This is a genomic window from Chitinophaga sp. LS1, assembly GCF_034274695.1.
Taxonomy (GTDB): domain Bacteria; phylum Bacteroidota; class Bacteroidia; order Chitinophagales; family Chitinophagaceae; genus Chitinophaga.
In genome coordinates this window covers 6,199,624-6,217,476 of sequence record NZ_CP128362.1, presented here as the reverse complement: position 1 = coordinate 6,217,476, position 17,853 = coordinate 6,199,624, and the positions used below count along the sequence as shown (strand labels likewise).

Below are 17,853 nucleotides of genomic sequence, written 5' to 3'. Positions count from 1 at the left end.
AAACCGGCCTTTTTTTCACCCCTCGTTGCCCCTCTCTTTCTACAAATTGTGTTAAAATAGTACCACAGCAACACACTCTGGCATTTTCTTTGAATTTAATGGTTGAACCTGTCCTCTAATTAGAGGCATCTTTATTGTGAAACCATTAATTAGATGTGAACCATGAGTAATGTTGTTAAATTCCCGTCTTTATGCATTGGCATTGGCTGCTCCGCCGGTGGTCTGGAACCCGTTTGTGAATTTTTTCAGCACTTCAGAGAAAAAACAGGCGCAGCTTTTGTAGTGATACCGCATTTATCAGCCGATTATCCAAGCCGTTTCAGCCACATTCTGCAGCGGTTTACAGAAATGCCGGTTCATCGTGTGACCGATACCGTAAAACTGCAACCAGATAATGTGTATGTATTGGTAGAAGGGATGATGATGATTGTGGAAGATCATATATTGCGGGTACGGAAACGCTATTCGCGCGAAATCATCAACAAGTCAATTGATCTCTTCTTCATATCAATGGCCAAATGCTATGCTGAAAACGCGGTCGGAATCATCCTGTCTGGTATGGGCACGGATGGTATTGAAGGTATTAAAGCGATAGAGGATAGGCATGGCCTCGTACTTGTGCAGGATCCGGAGACGACTGAATTCAATATCCTGCCCCTGACAGCCATCAATAGAGATGATCCGCATGTGGTACTGCCGCCACCGGAAATTGCTAAGTTCCTGCAGCGATACCTGAAAACTGATAAACGAATGATTTGATGCTATTTTTATATATCTTTATCGATTTATATAGACACAAGTCAAAAAAGTTTGTATGCCTGACATGCATCAAGATGCTGAGAGTAACCGGAGACGAATCGGTGCGGGGCCCAATGCTGCATTAAAAGGTATCCTATCTATCCTGTCAGAATTTTCAGGAGTAGATTTCTTGCAGTACAAGCTTTCCACCATTACAAGACGGTTACAACGCAGGATGTCATTAATGAACATTCCAGGTTTTGAAGAGTATCTAACATTAATAAAAGATAATGAGAACGAACAGAATGTAGTATTTGCTGAACTTTTAATTCATGTATCGTCGTTTTTTCGGGACCCCGGCAGTTTTGAATATCTCTTCAGAACTATCTTGCCACAGGTAACCCGGCAGGCAGTTGATGGGGACGACCAGGTACGTATCTGGGTGGCCGGTTGCGCCACTGGAGAAGAAGCCTATTCTATTGCCATCTGTCTCTATGAAATCATGGGGCACGACAACTTCACCGAAAAGGTAAAAATCTTTGCCACCGATCTCTCCGATGCTGTGATAGCCTCAGCCAGAAAAGCCCTTTATCCTAAAACACAGATGGGAGGCGTTTCTGATGCCAGGCTGGAAAAGTTTTTCAGAGAAGTAGAACAGGGATACGAAGTAGTTAGTTATATCCGCGACGTGTGTGTATTTGCATCTCACAATATGCTCACTGATCCACCATTTGCTAAACTGAATCTCATCAGTTGCCGCAATGTATTGATATACATGCAACCCGTACTACAAAAAAAAATGCTCAGCATTTTCAACTACGCGCTGAAAGATAAAGGGTTCCTCTGGCTGGGCAAATCTGAAACCAACCGCTCGCCCGACCTGTTTGAAATGCCTTCGAAAAAGACGAAGATCTATTTAAAAAAGAACGTAGATAAGTGGACGCTGAGAAGTGCGTTCCCCACTAATAAAAAAATCAAGCACATGACACCCAGCTTCGACCAGGAAAGAGATGAAAATGTAGATGCACAGAAGGCAGCTGATAGTATTATACTTTCCATGTTTGCTCCGTCGGCTGTATTACTCAACGAACAATTTGACATTATCGAATTCCGTGGTATAACCCTGCAGTTTTTCGAGCACGGGCCAGGTAAAGCCAGTCTGAATATCCTGAAACTAGCCCACAGAGATCTGGTACATAGTCTGCGCAGTGCCCTGAACCAGGCTCAAACAGGCAAAAGAAATGTAAAGAAAGAAGGGATCACCATCTCGGTTGTTTCCGGCCAACTCACCGTTGGCTTTGAGATCGTGCCTATCGTCAACCTGCACGAGACTTACTACCTGGTGATCTTTAATCATCAGTCTCCTGACCAATACGCCGCTGATACGAAGAGGACAGAACCTGTCACCGAAAGCACGGATGACAAGACACTGCGCGTATTGCAAATGGAAAAGGAAGTGCAACGCTACAAAGACGAACTGCGCGCTGTAGCCGAAGCATACGAGGCGACCAACGAAGAACTGCAATCTGCCAATGAAGAGCTGAAAAGTCTGAATGAGGAACTGGAAGTCTCGCAGGAAGAACTACAGGTGATCAACGATGAACTGAGTACCCGCAACAACGACCTGCTGGAACGAAATAACCAGTTGAATAACGCGCGGCTGTATGCAGAAGCCATCGTCAATACCGTACATGAATCACTCGTCATCCTGGATGCAAATATCCGCGTAGTAAGTGCCAACGCTTCTTTTTATCGCGTCTTCAAAATAGACAGAAAGGAAACCGAAGGCAAGATCTTCTACGAACTGGGTAATAAACAATGGAACAATTCCGACCTGCGTTCCCTACTCGAAAACCTGCATTCTTCCAGAACGCCGTTTATCAATTACGAACTCACTCACAAATTCAATACAATAGGAGAGCGTACCATGCTGCTGAATGGTCAGCTCATTACCTCCCAGGATCTCAGGGAAGACCTGATTCTGCTGGCTATCGAAGATATCTCCGAGGTCAGGGAAGCGCGTGAACGGATCGCCCGGAAGCAGGAACAGGTGCGTAACAACGAAGAGCGTTTACGCCTGGCCCTGGATGGTACAAAAACCGGTACCTGGGAATTCAACCCCGCTACCAGAGAAATATTATTATCCGACAGAAGCCGCGAATTACTCAATATCAGCAGTGATGCACCTGTAGAATATGATACCTTCATCAAAGCGATCCATCCATTGGACGTAGAAGGCGTACAAGGCTCTATACAGGCCGCACTGGCAGGCATTGACAATGGACAGATCAATATCGATTTCCGTATTACAGCCAGCGAAGACAGGATCAAATGGATCTCCTGCAAGGCGCAGGTATTCTTTGAAGAACGCATCGCCAGCCGCATTTTAGGTGTGGTGACAGATGTTACGGAATCCAAACAATACCAGCGTCATTTACAGGACGTGAACAACCGCCTGAACTTTGCCCTGGAAACGGGCAAATTAGGCTCATGGGAGCTCAATGTTGAAACAGGCATCCTGGAGTGCAATGAACTATGTAAAGCAAATTATGGCCTGTCTGCAAACGCTGTAGTGACCATAGACAAACTCCTGCAGGCCATTCATGCCGAAGACCGGAACCGTGTCATGAAGGCTCTGGATATTGCACTGGCAACCCAAACACCGTTTTCAGAAGAATACAGGATCAAAGGCCATGACCCTGTAATACGCTGGGTCATGGCCCGGGGACAATCTGTACTCGACGAACAAACTGGTGTGAGACACATGATCGGTATCACCCAGGATATCACGGAACGCAAGCAGGCTCAATTACACCTGCAACAAAGCGAAGCCTACTTCAGGATGATTGCCGATACCGCACCTGCCATGATCTGGATCGCGGAAAAAGATGGCTCCTTCTCCTTCTTCAACAAGGCGTGGCAAAAATACACAGGTCGCTCCATGGACCAGGATAAGGACAAAGGCTGGTACGACATTATGCATCCGGATGATATCGATAAATGGAAGATCAACTTTAGCCGTTCCTCCCGCGACAGACGAAATTTCTATGCTGAGTTCCGTTTGAAAAGACAGGATGGCAGCTATCATTGGTTATCCTGCTCCGGTATTCCCCGCTTTATAGCGCAGGATGAATTCGTAGGATTTATTGGCGCCTGTGTAGACATCGACGATCAGAAAATGGTGGAAGATGCGCTGGAAAGAAAAGTGCGCGAGCGTACCATCGCCCTGGAAGAGGCCAATGCAAACCTCTCCAAACGAAACCACGAACTTGAACAATTTGTATTCATCACCAGTCATGACCTGCAGGAACCGCTGAGAAAGATCCGCCTCTTTGCAGACATGCTCGAAAGTGTAAAGCCTGACAACAATAAAATTGATACCAGGTTGTACCTGGGCAAGGTCAAACAATCTGCCATCCGCATGTCGGACCTGATCCGTGACCTGATTGCATATTCCCGCCTGGAACTGGGCGAAAATGCCTTCCTGCCTGTGGACCTAAACCTGATCGTAGCCAATGTGACGGAAGATTTTGAACTCCTGATCAGGGAAAAACAGGCACAAATGGAAATCAGCGAACTACCCGTACTGGATGCCGTGCCATTGCAAATGAACCAGTTGTTCTACAACCTGATCGGCAATGCCCTGAAATTCTCGAATCCAAACGATTCCTGCCGCATCACCATCAGTGCCAAAAAGCTGACGGCCACGGACATGAACGATTACCCACACCTGAGTAAAAATACCTCCTGGTACCGGATCGTGGTGGCAGATAATGGCATCGGATTTAACCAGTCTTATGCCGATAAATTGTTTGTGATCTTCCAGCGGCTGAACCAGAAGGAAAAATTCGAGGGTACCGGTATCGGACTGGCATTATGCCGCAAGATCATGGACATCCATAACGGTGATATTCAAGCATTTGGGGTAGAACAACAGGGCGCTGCCTTTCACATCATTATACCAGAAATACAACAATAAGCGCTTTTGTCTGCGGGTAAACGCGTATAATAAAAAGATAACATATCCACATTCGTCGATTTTATCCCCACAAATACAATAAATCCCCGTCGGAGTACGTAAAATATAGGAGGGGTTCAAATATTATTAACAAACCCTTGGTAATCATTATATATTATTATTGTAAAATTTAATATAATTTTGCGTAAATTTCGTCCTGATTACAAAATTTGACACTGGTTGGGCAATAGTGATCGAAAATGACTATGAGCCAGACCTACCCATATAGCTATGAGGCCTATCCTATGTCTATTTTTTATTATCGCGCAGTTGATCGTCAGGGGACAATCACAATCGTCGCCTCCGGCTGCATCACCACCACCGGCAGCAACGCCTGTCGCAACGGCATCTCCTACTGGAGGTGGACCGGGCAACACGCCTCCGCCACCAGCTACTCCTGCGCCAGTAGTAAGAAAAGGAAACTTTGAAACTGAATTTAAAATGAAATCAGGGAGCTACCTTGGTTTCGGACAAGTAAATCTGGGGCTGGGGGAAGTGGCAGTCAGAGTGACTGTTTTTTGTGAAAACAAACAATCAAAAGGCTCCAGACTCGAATTTAGAATAAACAGCCCTAAAGGAAAGAAAAGTCGTCGTATAGGTACCCTGAAGATCCCATATACCGGAGACACAACATATGCGCTCAAAATGACGGGCAATTCCAAATACTCATTTGGTGTACATGACCTCTACCTCGTAGCGAGGGGAAGCCAGTTCAGTATTACTGCTATTTCGTTCGAGACGGATTATTAACCCGTATTGTCAAAGAAATTATTCTTCCTTGATTATTTTTTCTATTTTAGGATTGTGTTTAACAACCCGGACTTTTCATTTGTGTAATTGTAGCGAAAACCTGATTCATCAGCCAGATCCATGGCACCTTATTTTCATCATTCATTAAAAACAAAACCACGTTGTGATGATCATCCGAAATAAAAGCGTTTAACCAAACGGTAATTTTCGTTTATTAAACTCGTTGAAAACCAAAATCTTCAGTAACACCCGTTACTGCGGTCTTCGTATTCTGTAACTATCAAATCTCGCGTATGAAAAATTTGCTCCTCTTCCGGGGCTGGCTTTGCTATGCCCTGAGCGTGCTTTTTTATTGTAGCGTTATACAGGCACAAGATCTCCCTCTCAAAGGGCGTGTCGTAGACAAAACAAATGCGCCTGTCATCGGCGCCACCATCAAAGTAGATGGCACCTCAAAAGGTACTACCACAACCCCCGAAGGCACTTTTACCCTGCCCGTAGCCAAAGGGTCGAAAATCACTGTCAGCGCTATCGGCTATCTGCCGCAGACACTCACCGTTAATGGAGCAGTTATCGATGTCTCCCTCGAAGCTGATACCAAAGGCCTGAGTGAAGTCGTCGTAGTAGGTTACGGCGCCCAGAAAAAAGAAGCCGTTTCCGGCGCTATCACCAGTGTAAAAGGTGCGGACCTCATCAAGTCGCCCGCTACGAATTTATCCAATTCCATTTCCGGTCGTATGCCAGGTGTCACTGCTATGCAGAACAGCGGTGAACCAGGGTATGATGGTTCCACACTACGCATTCGTGGTTCCAACACCCTGGGGAATAATGATCCCCTCGTCGTGATCGATGGTGTGGCCAACCGCGTGGGTGGATTGGAAAGAATTAACCCCGTGGATATCGAAAGTATCTCCGTTTTAAAAGATGCCTCGGCTGCCATTTATGGCGCCCGCGCTGCAAATGGTGTTATCCTTGTTACGACCAAAAGAGGGAAATCCGGTAAGCCCCAGCTGGCCTATTCATTCAACCAGGGATGGTCTCAACCTACTCACATTCCCGATATGTCCAATGCCCCTGAGTATGCACAGTTGCGTGATGAGCTCAGTCTGTACAGGGATGTACCGGCTACAGAATGGAACAATGCATGGAGTGTATACCAACAGCATGGCACTTACACTTCTCCTTCTACCAACAAGACCTGGGATGTAGCCTTTGGTCTGGATGAAATCCAGAAATACAAAGATGGATCTGACCCCTGGTTATACCCCAATACCAACTGGTATAAGTCTACTTTCAAAACCTGGTCTCCACAATCCAATCATAGCCTGCAAATGTCTGGTGGTTCTGAAAATGTAAAGTACCTCACCTCGTTTGGGTACCAGTCACAGGACGCTTATTACAAACACTCTGCTACCGGTTATAATCAGTACAGCCTCCGCGTAAATCTCGATGCAAAGGTCAATAAGTACATGAACGTAGCTGTAGACCTGATGGGCAGAGAAGAAAACCGTCATTTTCCTACACGTAGCGCCAGCGACATTTTTCGGATGCTCATGCGTGGAAAGCCTACAGAGCCGGCATTCTGGCCAAATGGTCTGCCCGGACCTGATATTGAATATGGTAACAATCCTGTTGTAATCACCACCGACCAAACCGGTTATGACAAAGATCGTCGTTACTATGTACAGAGCAATGCACGACTCGACATCATCATTCCATGGGTAGAAGGATTGAAGCTGAGCGGTAACATCGCTTACGATAAATACCTGAAGCGTACCAAAGACTGGATGACGCCCTGGTACCTATATACCTGGGATAAGAAAACTTATGAAGACGATGGTAAAACACCCTTGCTGATCAAAAGCAAAAGAGGGACAGATCAGGCCAGCCTTTCACAAGGTACTGAGGACCAGACGAATCTGTTGCTAAGAGGCTTGCTCACTTATGATCATACTTTTAATAAAGATCATACTGTAAACATGGTATTTGGTATAGAAAAAGAAACTGTCAACTTCGACGATTTCGGTGCTTCCCGCAAATACTTTCTTTCCAGTTTGATTGACCAACTTAGTGCAGGTGGTGATGCAGAAAAAGATAACTATGGAGGTGCATGGGATCGCGCGCGCTTAAATTATTTTGGTCGTGCGGCATACAATTACAAAGAGAAATACCTCGCTGAATTTGTATGGAGATATGATGGTTCGTACATGTTCCCAGCTTCTTCCCGTTTCGGTTTCTTCCCAGGTATCATGGCAGGGTGGCGTATTTCAGAAGAGAACTTCTGGAAGAACAATGTGAAAATCATCAACTACCTCAAGCTCCGTGCATCGTGGGGTAAACTGGGTAATGACCAGATCTATTTTGATGATGATGGAGATGGTACGCTTACGCTGCAGGAATATCAATACTACGCTACTTATGGTTTCAATAGTTATATTCTTGGTGGCAATGTGGTGAAATCACTCTATGAAGCACGTATGCCTAACCCCTTCATAACCTGGGAAGTAGCGAATAATTACAACGTTGGTTTAGATGGTGCATTATTGAACAGCAGACTTTACTTTGAATTGGATGCATTCATGAATAAACGTACCGGTATCCTCGTTAGAAGGAATGCTTCTGTGCCACAAACCACTGGTATGACACTACCTGCAGAGAACATTGGTAAGGTCGATAACAAAGGCTTTGAATTCCGCATTGGTTATACCGACAAGATCGGTCCTGATTTCAGGTACGATATCAGCGTAAACGGTGGTTATTCTAAAAACAAGATCATTTTCTGGGATGAAGCACCCGGCGCACCCAGCAGGCAAAGGTCTACAGGCCGTCCTATGAACACGGCGCTCTACTATGAATATGATGGCGTATTCAAAGATTTTGATGATATAAACAAAAATACAATCGATTACAGCGCCCTGACCAATAACCTCAAGCCGGGCGATATGAAGTTTAAAGATATAGATGGGAATGGTAAAATTGATGGCGATGACAAGGTAAGGAATGATAAGAGTACTCAGCCAACATTTACAGGTGGTGTCAACATCAGTTTACAATACAAGGGCTTTGATATGGCCGTATTGATACAAGGCGCTACCGGTGGTGGGCTGGCCATCAACACAGAATCCGGTGAGATCGGCAACTTCACAAAAGATTATTACGATCATCGCTGGAGTCCTGATCATCCCAGTTCTGTAGATCCTCGTGTCAATGACAGAAATGATACCTATTGGGCTACTGGTAATACGTACTGGTTCAGAAAAACAAATTATATCAGATTGAAAAACCTTGAAATCGGTTACAGTTTATCTGACTTAATAAAGAAGCGTTCAGGCATAAATGGACTGCGCATTTATGCGAATTGTCTGAACCTTTTTACGCTGGATAAATTAGGTATCCTGGATCCTGAATCCGTGAATGGAAATGGCCAGTATTATCCACAGGCCAGAGTGATCAATGCCGGTTTTACATTAACGCTTTAATACAATCATTGTATGAAATATATATGCTTATTATTGTTGCTGACAACAGCAGCCTGTAATACAGACTTCCTGAATACCAGGCCTTTGGGAGAGGCTACTTCAGATGATGTATGGACTGATCCTGCGCTGGCCGAAGCGTATGTCAATGATATTTATAATGGTCTGGGAAATGGTGGTTTCCCTGAAACGATGTTGTCTTCTGCAACAGATGAAACCATGTTTACGCATAACTATGGTATGAAAAATATGGTCGAGTCTACCATTAGCCCCACTGATGCAGAATATGTAAATAGCCGTGGTGCATTCCAGTGGGGAACGATGTATCTGCGTATACGTGCGTGCAATAATTTCTTTGCGAATATATCGAAGGTGACCTTTGATAAACAATTGCAGGCAGCGCGTTTGAGAGGAGAAGTGTTCTTTCTGCGTGCATGGTTTTATCAGCAGCTGGTGCGGAGTTTTGGAGGTGTGCCTTTGGTAGATCAGGTGTATAGTTTAGCTGATGCAGATTATAGTATAGCAAGAAATACATTTGAAGAATGTGTGGATCACATCGTGAAAGATTGTGACTCCGCTGCATATTATCTGCATGGTACAGAATCGGTATCGGTAAAAGGTCGTGCCACGGAAGGTGCGGCGCTGGCTCTCAAATCCCGTATCTTATTATATGCAGCGAGTGATCTGCATGATATACCGACAGCGAAAAGTAAATCGGCTACCATTGCAGCTGCTGCACAACCTGAGTTATTAGGTTATACATCCGGTGATCGTAACAGTCGCTGGCAGAAAGCGCTCGATGCGGCAAAGGCGGTAATGGATCTCGGTACATATTCCTTAGCTTCTCCTGATCCGGCTTCTGCTGAGGAAGCCACTACTAACTATCAGGCGATGTTCCTGAAGGATAATACAGAAAGTATCTTCTCCCGTTATTTTGTAAATGCCAAGTCAGAAGCAGGTGGGCAGATTGGGTTGTACAATGGATTAAATGGGTATCATAACTGGTCGGGAAATACACCTACACAGTTATTGATTGATGATTACGAAATGAGTGATGGTAGCTCTTTTGATTGGAATAATGCGACACAAAAGGCAAACCCATACCAGAATCGTGATCCCCGCTTTTATGCAACGATTTTGTATGATGGTGCTAACTGGCGCCAGCGCCCTACAGATGTGGCGGATATGGATCCGGCCAATCAGGTGCAGGCAGGTAGCTATGAAGTATGGGATGGATCGAAGGCCATTTCCAATCCAGGCCTGGATACCCGCCAGGGGCCTATAGAAGACTGGAATGGTAGTTTCACAGGCTATTATTTTAAGAAATTCATCGACCCTGCTGTAGATGCACAATATTTCAGACAGGAAGTGCCCTGGCCATTTTTCAGGTATACTGAGATCATTCTCAACTATGCAGAAGCACTGATGGAATTAGGACAGGAAGGAGAGGCGCGTACTTACCTGAACATGATCCGGAAAAGGGCGGCCATGCCTGATATCACCTCTTCTGGTGCGGTGCTGAAAGCAGATTACCAGCATGAACGCGAAATAGAAATGGTGTTTGAAGAACAACGTTTTTTTGATGTAAGACGTTGGATGATTGCACCAGCTACCATTGGTCGTGCGCTGAGAGGGATCAATGTACAGGGAAAACTTAAGGCGGGGAGCCAGGTGACCTTGTATAAGTATGATCCGGCTAATTATGATTATACCTATACCCCTGTTACACTGGTCAATGAGAACAGGTTGTGGCTGGATAAGATGTATTTTATGCCAATTCAAAGGGATGAGATCAATAGAAATAACAAATTAGTACAGAATCCGGGTTTTTAATGGCCAATTAACCTCATAAATAACCACTCATTTAAAAAATAGCTACCCTCGCTCCGCAAGAGCGAGGGTATTTTGTAATTTCATCCTGGCTTTAAAAAAACTCAAAACCACGCAACCCAAATGAACAAAGCATTCACTCTGGCTACTGTAGCACTTACCAGCCTCCTCACCAGCTTCGGCCCCGGTGTACCTGGTACTACCGTAACCCCTGATGCAGACAATGCAGGTCTGAAACTCCCTTCCGGTTTCGGCGCCCTGGTAGCAACTGAAGGCCTCGGCCACGCACGCCACCTGACCGTCACCCCCGAAGGCGACCTCTATGTAAAAGTAGAAGGCACCCGCAATAAAGGAAATACTATCTGGTATCTGCAGGACACCAACGGCGATGGTAAAATTGACAATAAGACCAGCTTCTTCAAATACGACGGCACTGGTATCGAAGTGAAAGGCAACTACTTATATGCCTCTTCCAACACCGACGTGTACCGCTTTAAACTTAATAACAAACACCAGGTGATGGATACCTCCAAAGCTGAAGTCATCGTCACTGGCCTCATCAACCGTCACCAGCACGAAGCAAAAGCATTCAAGCTCGACAACGATGGCAACCTGTACGTGAACATCGGTGCTTACTCCAATTCCTGCCAGACAAAAGACCGTACCAAGGGGTCCCTCGGTATGCAACCTTGTCCGGTCCTGGATTCTGCCGGGGGCATCTGGCAGTTCAAAGCGGACAAACTTAACCAGACCTACGGCGATGGCGTTCGCTATGCCACCGGTCTGCGCAACGTGGTGGGGCTTGACTGGAACACGCAGCTGAACCAGCTGTTTGTGATGCAGCATGGCCGTGACCAGCTGCATGACCTTTTCCCTGACATATACGACGAAAAGCAATCTGCCGAACTGCCTGCTGAGTGCATGTACGCCCTGCACAAAGGTTCTGACTGTGGTTGGCCATATATCTACTACGACCAGTTCCAGCACAAGAAGATCCTCGCCCCTGAATACGGTGGCGATGGCAAAAAGACAGGTGGAGATCACATTCAGGATCCCGCTGCAGCTTATCCGGGTCATATGGCACCGAATGATATGCTGTTCTACACAGGCAACATGTTCCCTGAAAAGTATCGCAACGGTGCCTTCATCGCCTTCCATGGATCCTGGAACCGTGCTCCTGAACCTCAGAAAGGTTATTTCGTAGTATTCCAGCCATTCAAAGATGGCAAACCTGCCGGCGACTGGGAAGTCTTTGCTGAAGGATTTGCAGGTCCTGGTGAAATCAAATCTCCAGGCCAAGCGCAACACCGTCCATGCGGACTGGCACAGGGCCCTGATGGCTCCCTGTATGTATCTGACGATGTGAAAGGAACCGTGTACCGGATTATATATAAAAAGTAGTATGATAAGATGGATAATGGCAGCGATGCTGCTAATGAGTGTTGCAGGTGTTGGTATGGCACAGACTAAAAGCAAAACTGTTGGTAAAGCTAACGGTAATACTGCTGGCAAAGCCACCGGCAGTACTGCTGGCAGCGCCGCTTCAATAGCCCGCGGAAAAGTACTGTACCAGAATATATGTTTAGCCTGTCACCAGGCAGACGGCAGCGGGGTACCCCGCATGAACCCACCCCTGATCAGGACAAGCTTCGTACTGGGCGATAAAACAAAATTGATCACCATCGTCCTGAAAGGGCTGAATGACGATGTGGAAATTGAAGGGGAGTATTACTCCAATCCTATGCCCCCACAGGCGCAGCTCAAGGACGAGGAAATCGCCGACGTGCTCACCTTTGTAAGAAACAGTTTCGGGAATAAAGCCAGCGCCATAAAACCCGCAGAGGTCAAAGCCGTTAGGGCAAAAATTAAATAATTAGAAAGGCCAGCTGAAAATGCCGGCCTTTTTTAATTATTCCCTCGCCCTTCATTTTCAACATATTTGCACATTATAAAACTGATTTATATTTTTGTACAAATTCAATGGGACATGTCATCGAATCTTGAAGTGGTACAGGAAATCAGTGAGTTTAACAGATACTATACCAGTTTGTCGGAAACCTTGAACCGACACGTATCCGAAAACAACCTTACCTTGACGGCCTTAAGGGTACTCCACACCTTAACAGCTGAAGACCAGTGCACCGCTGGTAAACTTGTGGATAATCTTGGAATTGACGGCGGCTACCTAAGCCGTATGCTCAAAGCTTTTGAAAGCGAGCAACTACTTTCCAGAAAGAAATCTGCGTTGGATGGCCGTACCTGGTACCTGCAGATTACTGCCAAAGGACGGAAGCTGCTGGAGATGATGCAGGAAACGGCGGGTGAACAGATCCGTCAGTTGCTGGACCCAATTCCTGACGAGCAACAGTTAGCGCTGGCTGCCGCCATGAAGACCATCCGCCACATCCTGTCCGAAGAAAACCGGATCACCGCTAACGATATTACATGGAGATACCAGCTGCTCCCCGGAGACCCTGGTTACCTGATGTATATGCACGGCACCTTGTATGCCAAAGAACTGGGGTATAACCTGGAATTCGATACCAGCGTATGTAAGAACTTCGCCGAGTTCCTGGAAGCGTACAATCCTTCCAAGGATCAGGTATACCTCGCACTGCATGGCAACCAGATCGTGGCGTCAATCGCTGTCGTTTGGCATTCCCGCTATGCCGCACAGCTCAAATGGTTCCTGGTACATCCTGATTTCAGAGGGATGGGGCTGGGCCGCAAGTTACTGGCAGATGCCATTATTAACTGCCGGGAGAAGGGGTATCACAAAATTTACCTGTTTTCAACCAATCTGGCCGAAACGGCTAATAATATGTTTAGAAAAGCAGGCTTCCGCAAGACAGGCGAAAAACCGGTTGGCTTGTACGGAAAGCATATGAACGAAGAGCGTTACGACATGGATCTCGTCTAAAATAAACAAGGATGAAGGCGGCCGCAGGCCAAATTGCTCCTTTTGCAAAAAAAAATAGCTTATGCCGCTAGGCATAAGCTATTTTTTTTACTACCTTAACAATCCACGTTACTGGTTTTTATATCTCTCAAAATAAACCCACGAAAATGAAACCCATTTTTACACTCAGTGTCCTGCTGTTATTTATACAGCTGTGCACCTTCGGCCAGCTTGCTACCTATGGTCCTGTAGCAGAAACTTTACAGACAAGTATGTACAACACCTTTGGCGTTCCCACGAATAATTATTGGTGGTGTGCGCATGGTGTAGACGCCCTCAACGACGGTTATTTACGTACCCGCTCCGACACTTACAAGACCCGTATGAAGAGCCTCCTGCTGGGTACCAAATCATTTAACGGCAACACCTATATCAATACATTCTATGATGATATGGAGTGGATGGGATTAGCCGCATTGAATGCGTACAAATCTACTGCCGATGCTGACTATTACAGCGTAGCTTCCCTGCTCTGGACGGACATCAACACGGGGTATTCCAATGGTGCGCTCGACTGGAACAAGAATTGTTCCGGGTGCAAAAACACCTGTGCCAATACTCCTGCGGTGATCCTGGGTGCACGCATCTATCGCTACACCGGCAATGCAGCTGACCTGCAAAGGGCAAAGGATATCTACTCCTTTGTAAAAACAAACCTCGTAGATGCCACCACCGGTGCGGTGTGGGACAACATCAACCTGAACACTGGTGTGACGCAGAAGGACTGGGTCTTCTCTTACAATGTAGGTACGTACATCGGTGCCGCCTGGGAGTTGTACAAGGCGACGAATGACGTCACTTACCTGAATGATGCGATCAAGACGGCTGAATATGCTTACAATAGCCGTCGTCCCAACGGGATGTTTTTTGCAGATGAAACAGGGGGCGGAGATGGAGGTTTGTTCAAAGGTATCTTTATTCGCTATCTCTCTATCTTAGCCAGGGAAGGGGTTTTGACAGATGCGGTAAGAGCAAAGTACAATGCCGCTATTCAGTACAATGCAGAAGTACTCCGTACGCAGGGGATCAATACTTCTAACAACCTGGTCAGCCCTAACTGGTCAGTGCCCCCTTCATCCTCCACAGATTATTCCACACAACTGAGTGGGGTAATGCTGGAAGAAGCAGCGGCCAATTTAGATCAGGCATTTTTCTATAAAGATATCACTTATGGCGGTTATGCATGGCCTTTACCGTTAGGAGCATACAATACGGCTGCGTTAGTGGCAAAAGGTATCAAGGATAATGATATCACCAGTTATGCCATCCCTGCCGGGTACCAGGTAACGCTGTATAAGAATGATAATTTCTCAGGAGAAAATTTCACGATTACAGGATTGAGTACATGGATCGGAAATGCATGGAATGATAGTGCTTCATCTTTGATTGTCCACCCCGTTGGCGTAGCTACTTTCTATAAGGATTGTAATTATACAGGTGCGTTTGTGAGTTTGACAGCGGGTACATATACCTTGTCTCAGTTGCAGGCAAGAGGTATTCTGAATGATGATGTATCTTCTTTGAAAGTGACGGGCGGGTATCAGGTAACACTATATCTGAATGATAACTTCGGCGGAAGAACAATCGTAAAGACGGCGGATGATGCCTGTCTGGTAGATGATAATTTTAATGATTCAACATCATCAATTAAGATTAGTGCAACGGCTGCGGTTATTGCATCATCAGCAGTAACGTCTTCTGCTTCACATACAGCGAACGATCCGTCATTTACCATTTATCCCAACCCGGTAAAAGACGTGTTGACAGTAAAAGCCGGATTTGATTTCTCTAAAGAAATTGTGCGTGTAGTAGATATTTCCGGGAGAGTTGTATTAACTACCTATACCTCCACAGGTAAGATAGATGTATCCCGTTTACCATCCGGCGTATATACACTCGTGTTACTACATGGTAATCAACAATATGTACGTAAATTCATAAAATAAGCCAGCCAGAGGGCGTTCTCACCTTAGGCCGGCCGCAGGCCCCCAGGCCCGGAAAATCCCCTGTGATTGTATAGCAATCATAGGGGATTTTCTCATAATTTATTATACCTTTACATATTGTGAAGTTTGTTTCGTAGGCGGACAATAGAGAATCATTCCCCATCAATATATGTTGAATTTGAATCGTTCAAAAAGCGGTAAACTGCTATTTTCATTTAATGGCATTTTACTGATTGTGTTAGCCCAATTACTACTCGGAGGTCTGGATACCAAAACATCCACCCCCCGAAAACCTGTGTCGCTCAAAGCGACGGTACCTGTAGCAAGGTTACGTGAACCTGGCATTGCCGATACTATCAGTTTCTCGATAGTAGGAGACCTCATGGTCGGTTCCAGCTATCCTTCCACCTACTATCTTCCAAAATATGATAGTGGAACGATCCTGCAGGAGGCGCTGCCCGTGTTATCACAAACCGATCTCCGCATTGGGAACCTGGAAAGCTGTGTATCCGACTCGGCCCCTGTGTTCAAAAGCTGTGGTACTAACCAGTGCTTCGCTTTCCGTACTCCCACAAAATTTGCCCAGTGGTACAAAGACGCCGGTTTCGAATACCTCAACCTGGCTAACAACCACAGTTTTGATTTCGGTCTGACAGGGGTCACGAACACCCTCGCCTGGTTGCAGGAGAATAATATCCGTACCAGCGGTACCCCGCAGCACCCTACGGATAGCATCACGGTCAGGAATACCCGCATCGGGTTCATATCCTTTGCCCCACACAGTAACTGCCTGGATCTCAATGACGATTCACTGGTAACTGCCATGATATCTGAACTAAAACCCCGTTTTGACATCGTAGTCGTATTCTTCCATGGAGGTGCAGAAGGGGCTTCCAAAATGACCACGCCGAAGACAAAAGAGGTCTTTTTTGGGCAAAACAGGGGAAATGTCCGTCATTTTGCGCGTCTTTGTGTAGATGCCGGAGCGGACATGGTAATCGGCTCAGGTCCCCATGTAGTAAGGGGAATGGAGGTATATAAGGAAAAATTAATCGCTTATAGTTTAGGTAATTTTTCAACTTATCACCAATTCAATTTAAAATATCCGCTAAATATTGCACCTTTGTTGCAGGTAACAATCACAAAAGAGGGGAGAATGCTGGACAATAAAGTCTTCTCTTTCAAGCAAGAAGGAGAAGGTATCCCAAAACCTGACTCGGCTATGAAAGCTTTCAAAATGATCCGTTCATTGTCGGTGAAGGATTTTGGATATACAGGAGTGAATGTAGGGACCTTGTGATGCAAAACATGTAATTGTGAAGAGGCTAATACTACTGCTACTGCCCCTGGGGGCGACCATAACGACTGCTGCTGCACAGCAGAAAAAGAAAACCAAAGCCACGCCTGCGAAAAAGCAAACGCACGTGGTGCATTCCACGCATGCTAAAACCACAGCACATGCGCATAATTCCCAATCTGGTAAAACGGCTCACCTGCCCCATACTAAACCCGGAAAAAAAGGGACTGCTCATCACCCTGCAAAGGGGGGGAAAGCTGCTATGGCGGTGAGACCTGGTTCGGGTGTCAATCCTGACTTACCGGACGAGCCGGTGCATCAGGTGTATGTGCCTGACAGCGCCGATCTGGCCAGTATCAAACAGGAGGAGGTGCGCAATATGCTGCTCACCCTGGTATCGGAACTGGGTAAACCTTATGTTCGTGGTGCAATCGGCCCCATTGGGTTTGATTGTAGCGGGTTGATTAATTATGGTTTTAATGCCATCGGTATGACCATCCCAAGAACGGCTGCGAGTATTTCTGTACTAGGGCAGGTGGTGAGTCCGGAGAATTTCAGTCCTGGTGATCTGTTGTTCTTTACAGGAAGGAAGAATGTAAAAGGCAAGAAAGTAGGTCACGTAGGTATGGTCTATAAGGTAGAAGGCGGAAAGGTGATGATGATTCACTCATCCAACCAGGGGGTGAATATCGTTGACATCACGAACAGTACTTACTACAAAAAGAGATTAGTCGCTGCAAAGCGTATATTCTCACCAATGCCGGTAGATTCCTGTCAGGAGCCACTGCCACTGAATGAGAGCAAGAAATAAAAAAAATGTAGAAATAAAAACGCTTCTG

Annotated in this window: 11 protein-coding genes; all 11 read left to right on the top strand. The window is 46.0% G+C overall.

Going from position 1 to position 17,853, the window contains the following annotated elements:
- Positions 1-162 precede the first annotated feature (162 nt).
- Positions 163-759, top strand: a complete 597-nt coding sequence (locus QQL36_RS25535) for a chemotaxis protein CheB (protein ID WP_083728851.1) — start codon at positions 163-165, stop codon at positions 757-759.
- Positions 760-814: 55 nt separating this feature from the next.
- On the top strand, positions 815-4,717 hold the full coding sequence (locus QQL36_RS25530; RefSeq protein WP_321567202.1) for a CheR family methyltransferase: 3,903 nt from the start codon (positions 815-817) through the stop codon (positions 4,715-4,717).
- A 270-nt stretch (positions 4,718-4,987) separates the two neighbouring features.
- On the top strand, positions 4,988-5,506 hold the full coding sequence (locus tag QQL36_RS25525; RefSeq protein ID WP_083728847.1) for a carbohydrate-binding protein: 519 nt from the start codon (positions 4,988-4,990) through the stop codon (positions 5,504-5,506).
- Between the two features lie 293 nt (positions 5,507-5,799).
- Complete coding sequence (locus QQL36_RS25520; protein ID WP_321567201.1) at positions 5,800-8,985, top strand: TonB-dependent receptor; 3,186 nt, start codon at positions 5,800-5,802, stop codon at positions 8,983-8,985.
- A gap of 12 nt (positions 8,986-8,997) precedes the next feature.
- Positions 8,998-10,815 carry a RagB/SusD family nutrient uptake outer membrane protein gene (locus tag QQL36_RS25515; protein WP_083728843.1) on the top strand — a complete coding sequence of 606 codons (1,818 nt, stop codon included), beginning with the start codon at positions 8,998-9,000 and terminating at the stop codon, positions 10,813-10,815.
- A 120-nt stretch (positions 10,816-10,935) separates the two neighbouring features.
- Entirely contained in the window at positions 10,936-12,213 is a 1,278-nt protein-coding gene (locus QQL36_RS25510) for a PQQ-dependent sugar dehydrogenase (RefSeq protein WP_083728841.1), read from the top strand.
- Position 12,214: 1 nt separating this feature from the next.
- Entirely contained in the window at positions 12,215-12,685 is a 471-nt protein-coding gene (locus QQL36_RS25505; RefSeq protein ID WP_321567200.1) for a c-type cytochrome, read from the top strand.
- Between the two features lie 114 nt (positions 12,686-12,799).
- The gene (locus tag QQL36_RS25500) at positions 12,800-13,732 is read left to right on the top strand and encodes a bifunctional helix-turn-helix transcriptional regulator/GNAT family N-acetyltransferase (RefSeq protein ID WP_083728837.1); all 933 of its coding nucleotides are present in this window, start codon (positions 12,800-12,802) and stop codon (positions 13,730-13,732) included.
- Positions 13,733-13,878: 146 nt separating this feature from the next.
- Entirely contained in the window at positions 13,879-15,717 is a 1,839-nt protein-coding gene (locus QQL36_RS25495) for a glycoside hydrolase family 76 protein (protein WP_321567199.1), read from the top strand.
- Positions 15,718-15,886: 169 nt separating this feature from the next.
- Complete coding sequence (locus tag QQL36_RS25490; RefSeq protein WP_321567198.1) at positions 15,887-17,017, top strand: CapA family protein; 1,131 nt, start codon at positions 15,887-15,889, stop codon at positions 17,015-17,017.
- A gap of 16 nt (positions 17,018-17,033) precedes the next feature.
- Positions 17,034-17,825: a C40 family peptidase gene (locus QQL36_RS25485; RefSeq protein WP_083728831.1), complete on the top strand. Its 792-nt coding sequence runs from the start codon at positions 17,034-17,036 to the stop codon at positions 17,823-17,825.
- The last annotated feature ends 28 nt before the right edge of the window (positions 17,826-17,853 follow it).

What these genes read in the sequence shown, in the direction of transcription:
- QQL36_RS25530 (WP_321567202.1), top strand. Translation starts at nt 815, where the DNA reads ATGCCTGACATGCATCAAGATGCTGAGAGTAACCGGAGACGAATCGGT.
- QQL36_RS25515 (WP_083728843.1), top strand. Translation starts at nt 8,998, where the DNA reads ATGAAATATATATGCTTATTATTGTTGCTGACAACAGCAGCCTGTAAT.
- QQL36_RS25490 (WP_321567198.1), top strand. Translation starts at nt 15,887, where the DNA reads ATGTTGAATTTGAATCGTTCAAAAAGCGGTAAACTGCTATTTTCATTT.
- QQL36_RS25525 (WP_083728847.1), top strand. Translation starts at nt 4,988, where the DNA reads ATGAGGCCTATCCTATGTCTATTTTTTATTATCGCGCAGTTGATCGTC.
- QQL36_RS25520 (WP_321567201.1), top strand. Translation starts at nt 5,800, where the DNA reads ATGAAAAATTTGCTCCTCTTCCGGGGCTGGCTTTGCTATGCCCTGAGC.
- QQL36_RS25495 (WP_321567199.1), top strand. Translation starts at nt 13,879, where the DNA reads ATGAAACCCATTTTTACACTCAGTGTCCTGCTGTTATTTATACAGCTG.
- QQL36_RS25510 (WP_083728841.1), top strand. Translation starts at nt 10,936, where the DNA reads ATGAACAAAGCATTCACTCTGGCTACTGTAGCACTTACCAGCCTCCTC.
- QQL36_RS25505 (WP_321567200.1), top strand. Translation starts at nt 12,215, where the DNA reads ATGATAAGATGGATAATGGCAGCGATGCTGCTAATGAGTGTTGCAGGT.
- QQL36_RS25500 (WP_083728837.1), top strand. Translation starts at nt 12,800, where the DNA reads ATGTCATCGAATCTTGAAGTGGTACAGGAAATCAGTGAGTTTAACAGA.
- QQL36_RS25535 (WP_083728851.1), top strand. Translation starts at nt 163, where the DNA reads ATGAGTAATGTTGTTAAATTCCCGTCTTTATGCATTGGCATTGGCTGC.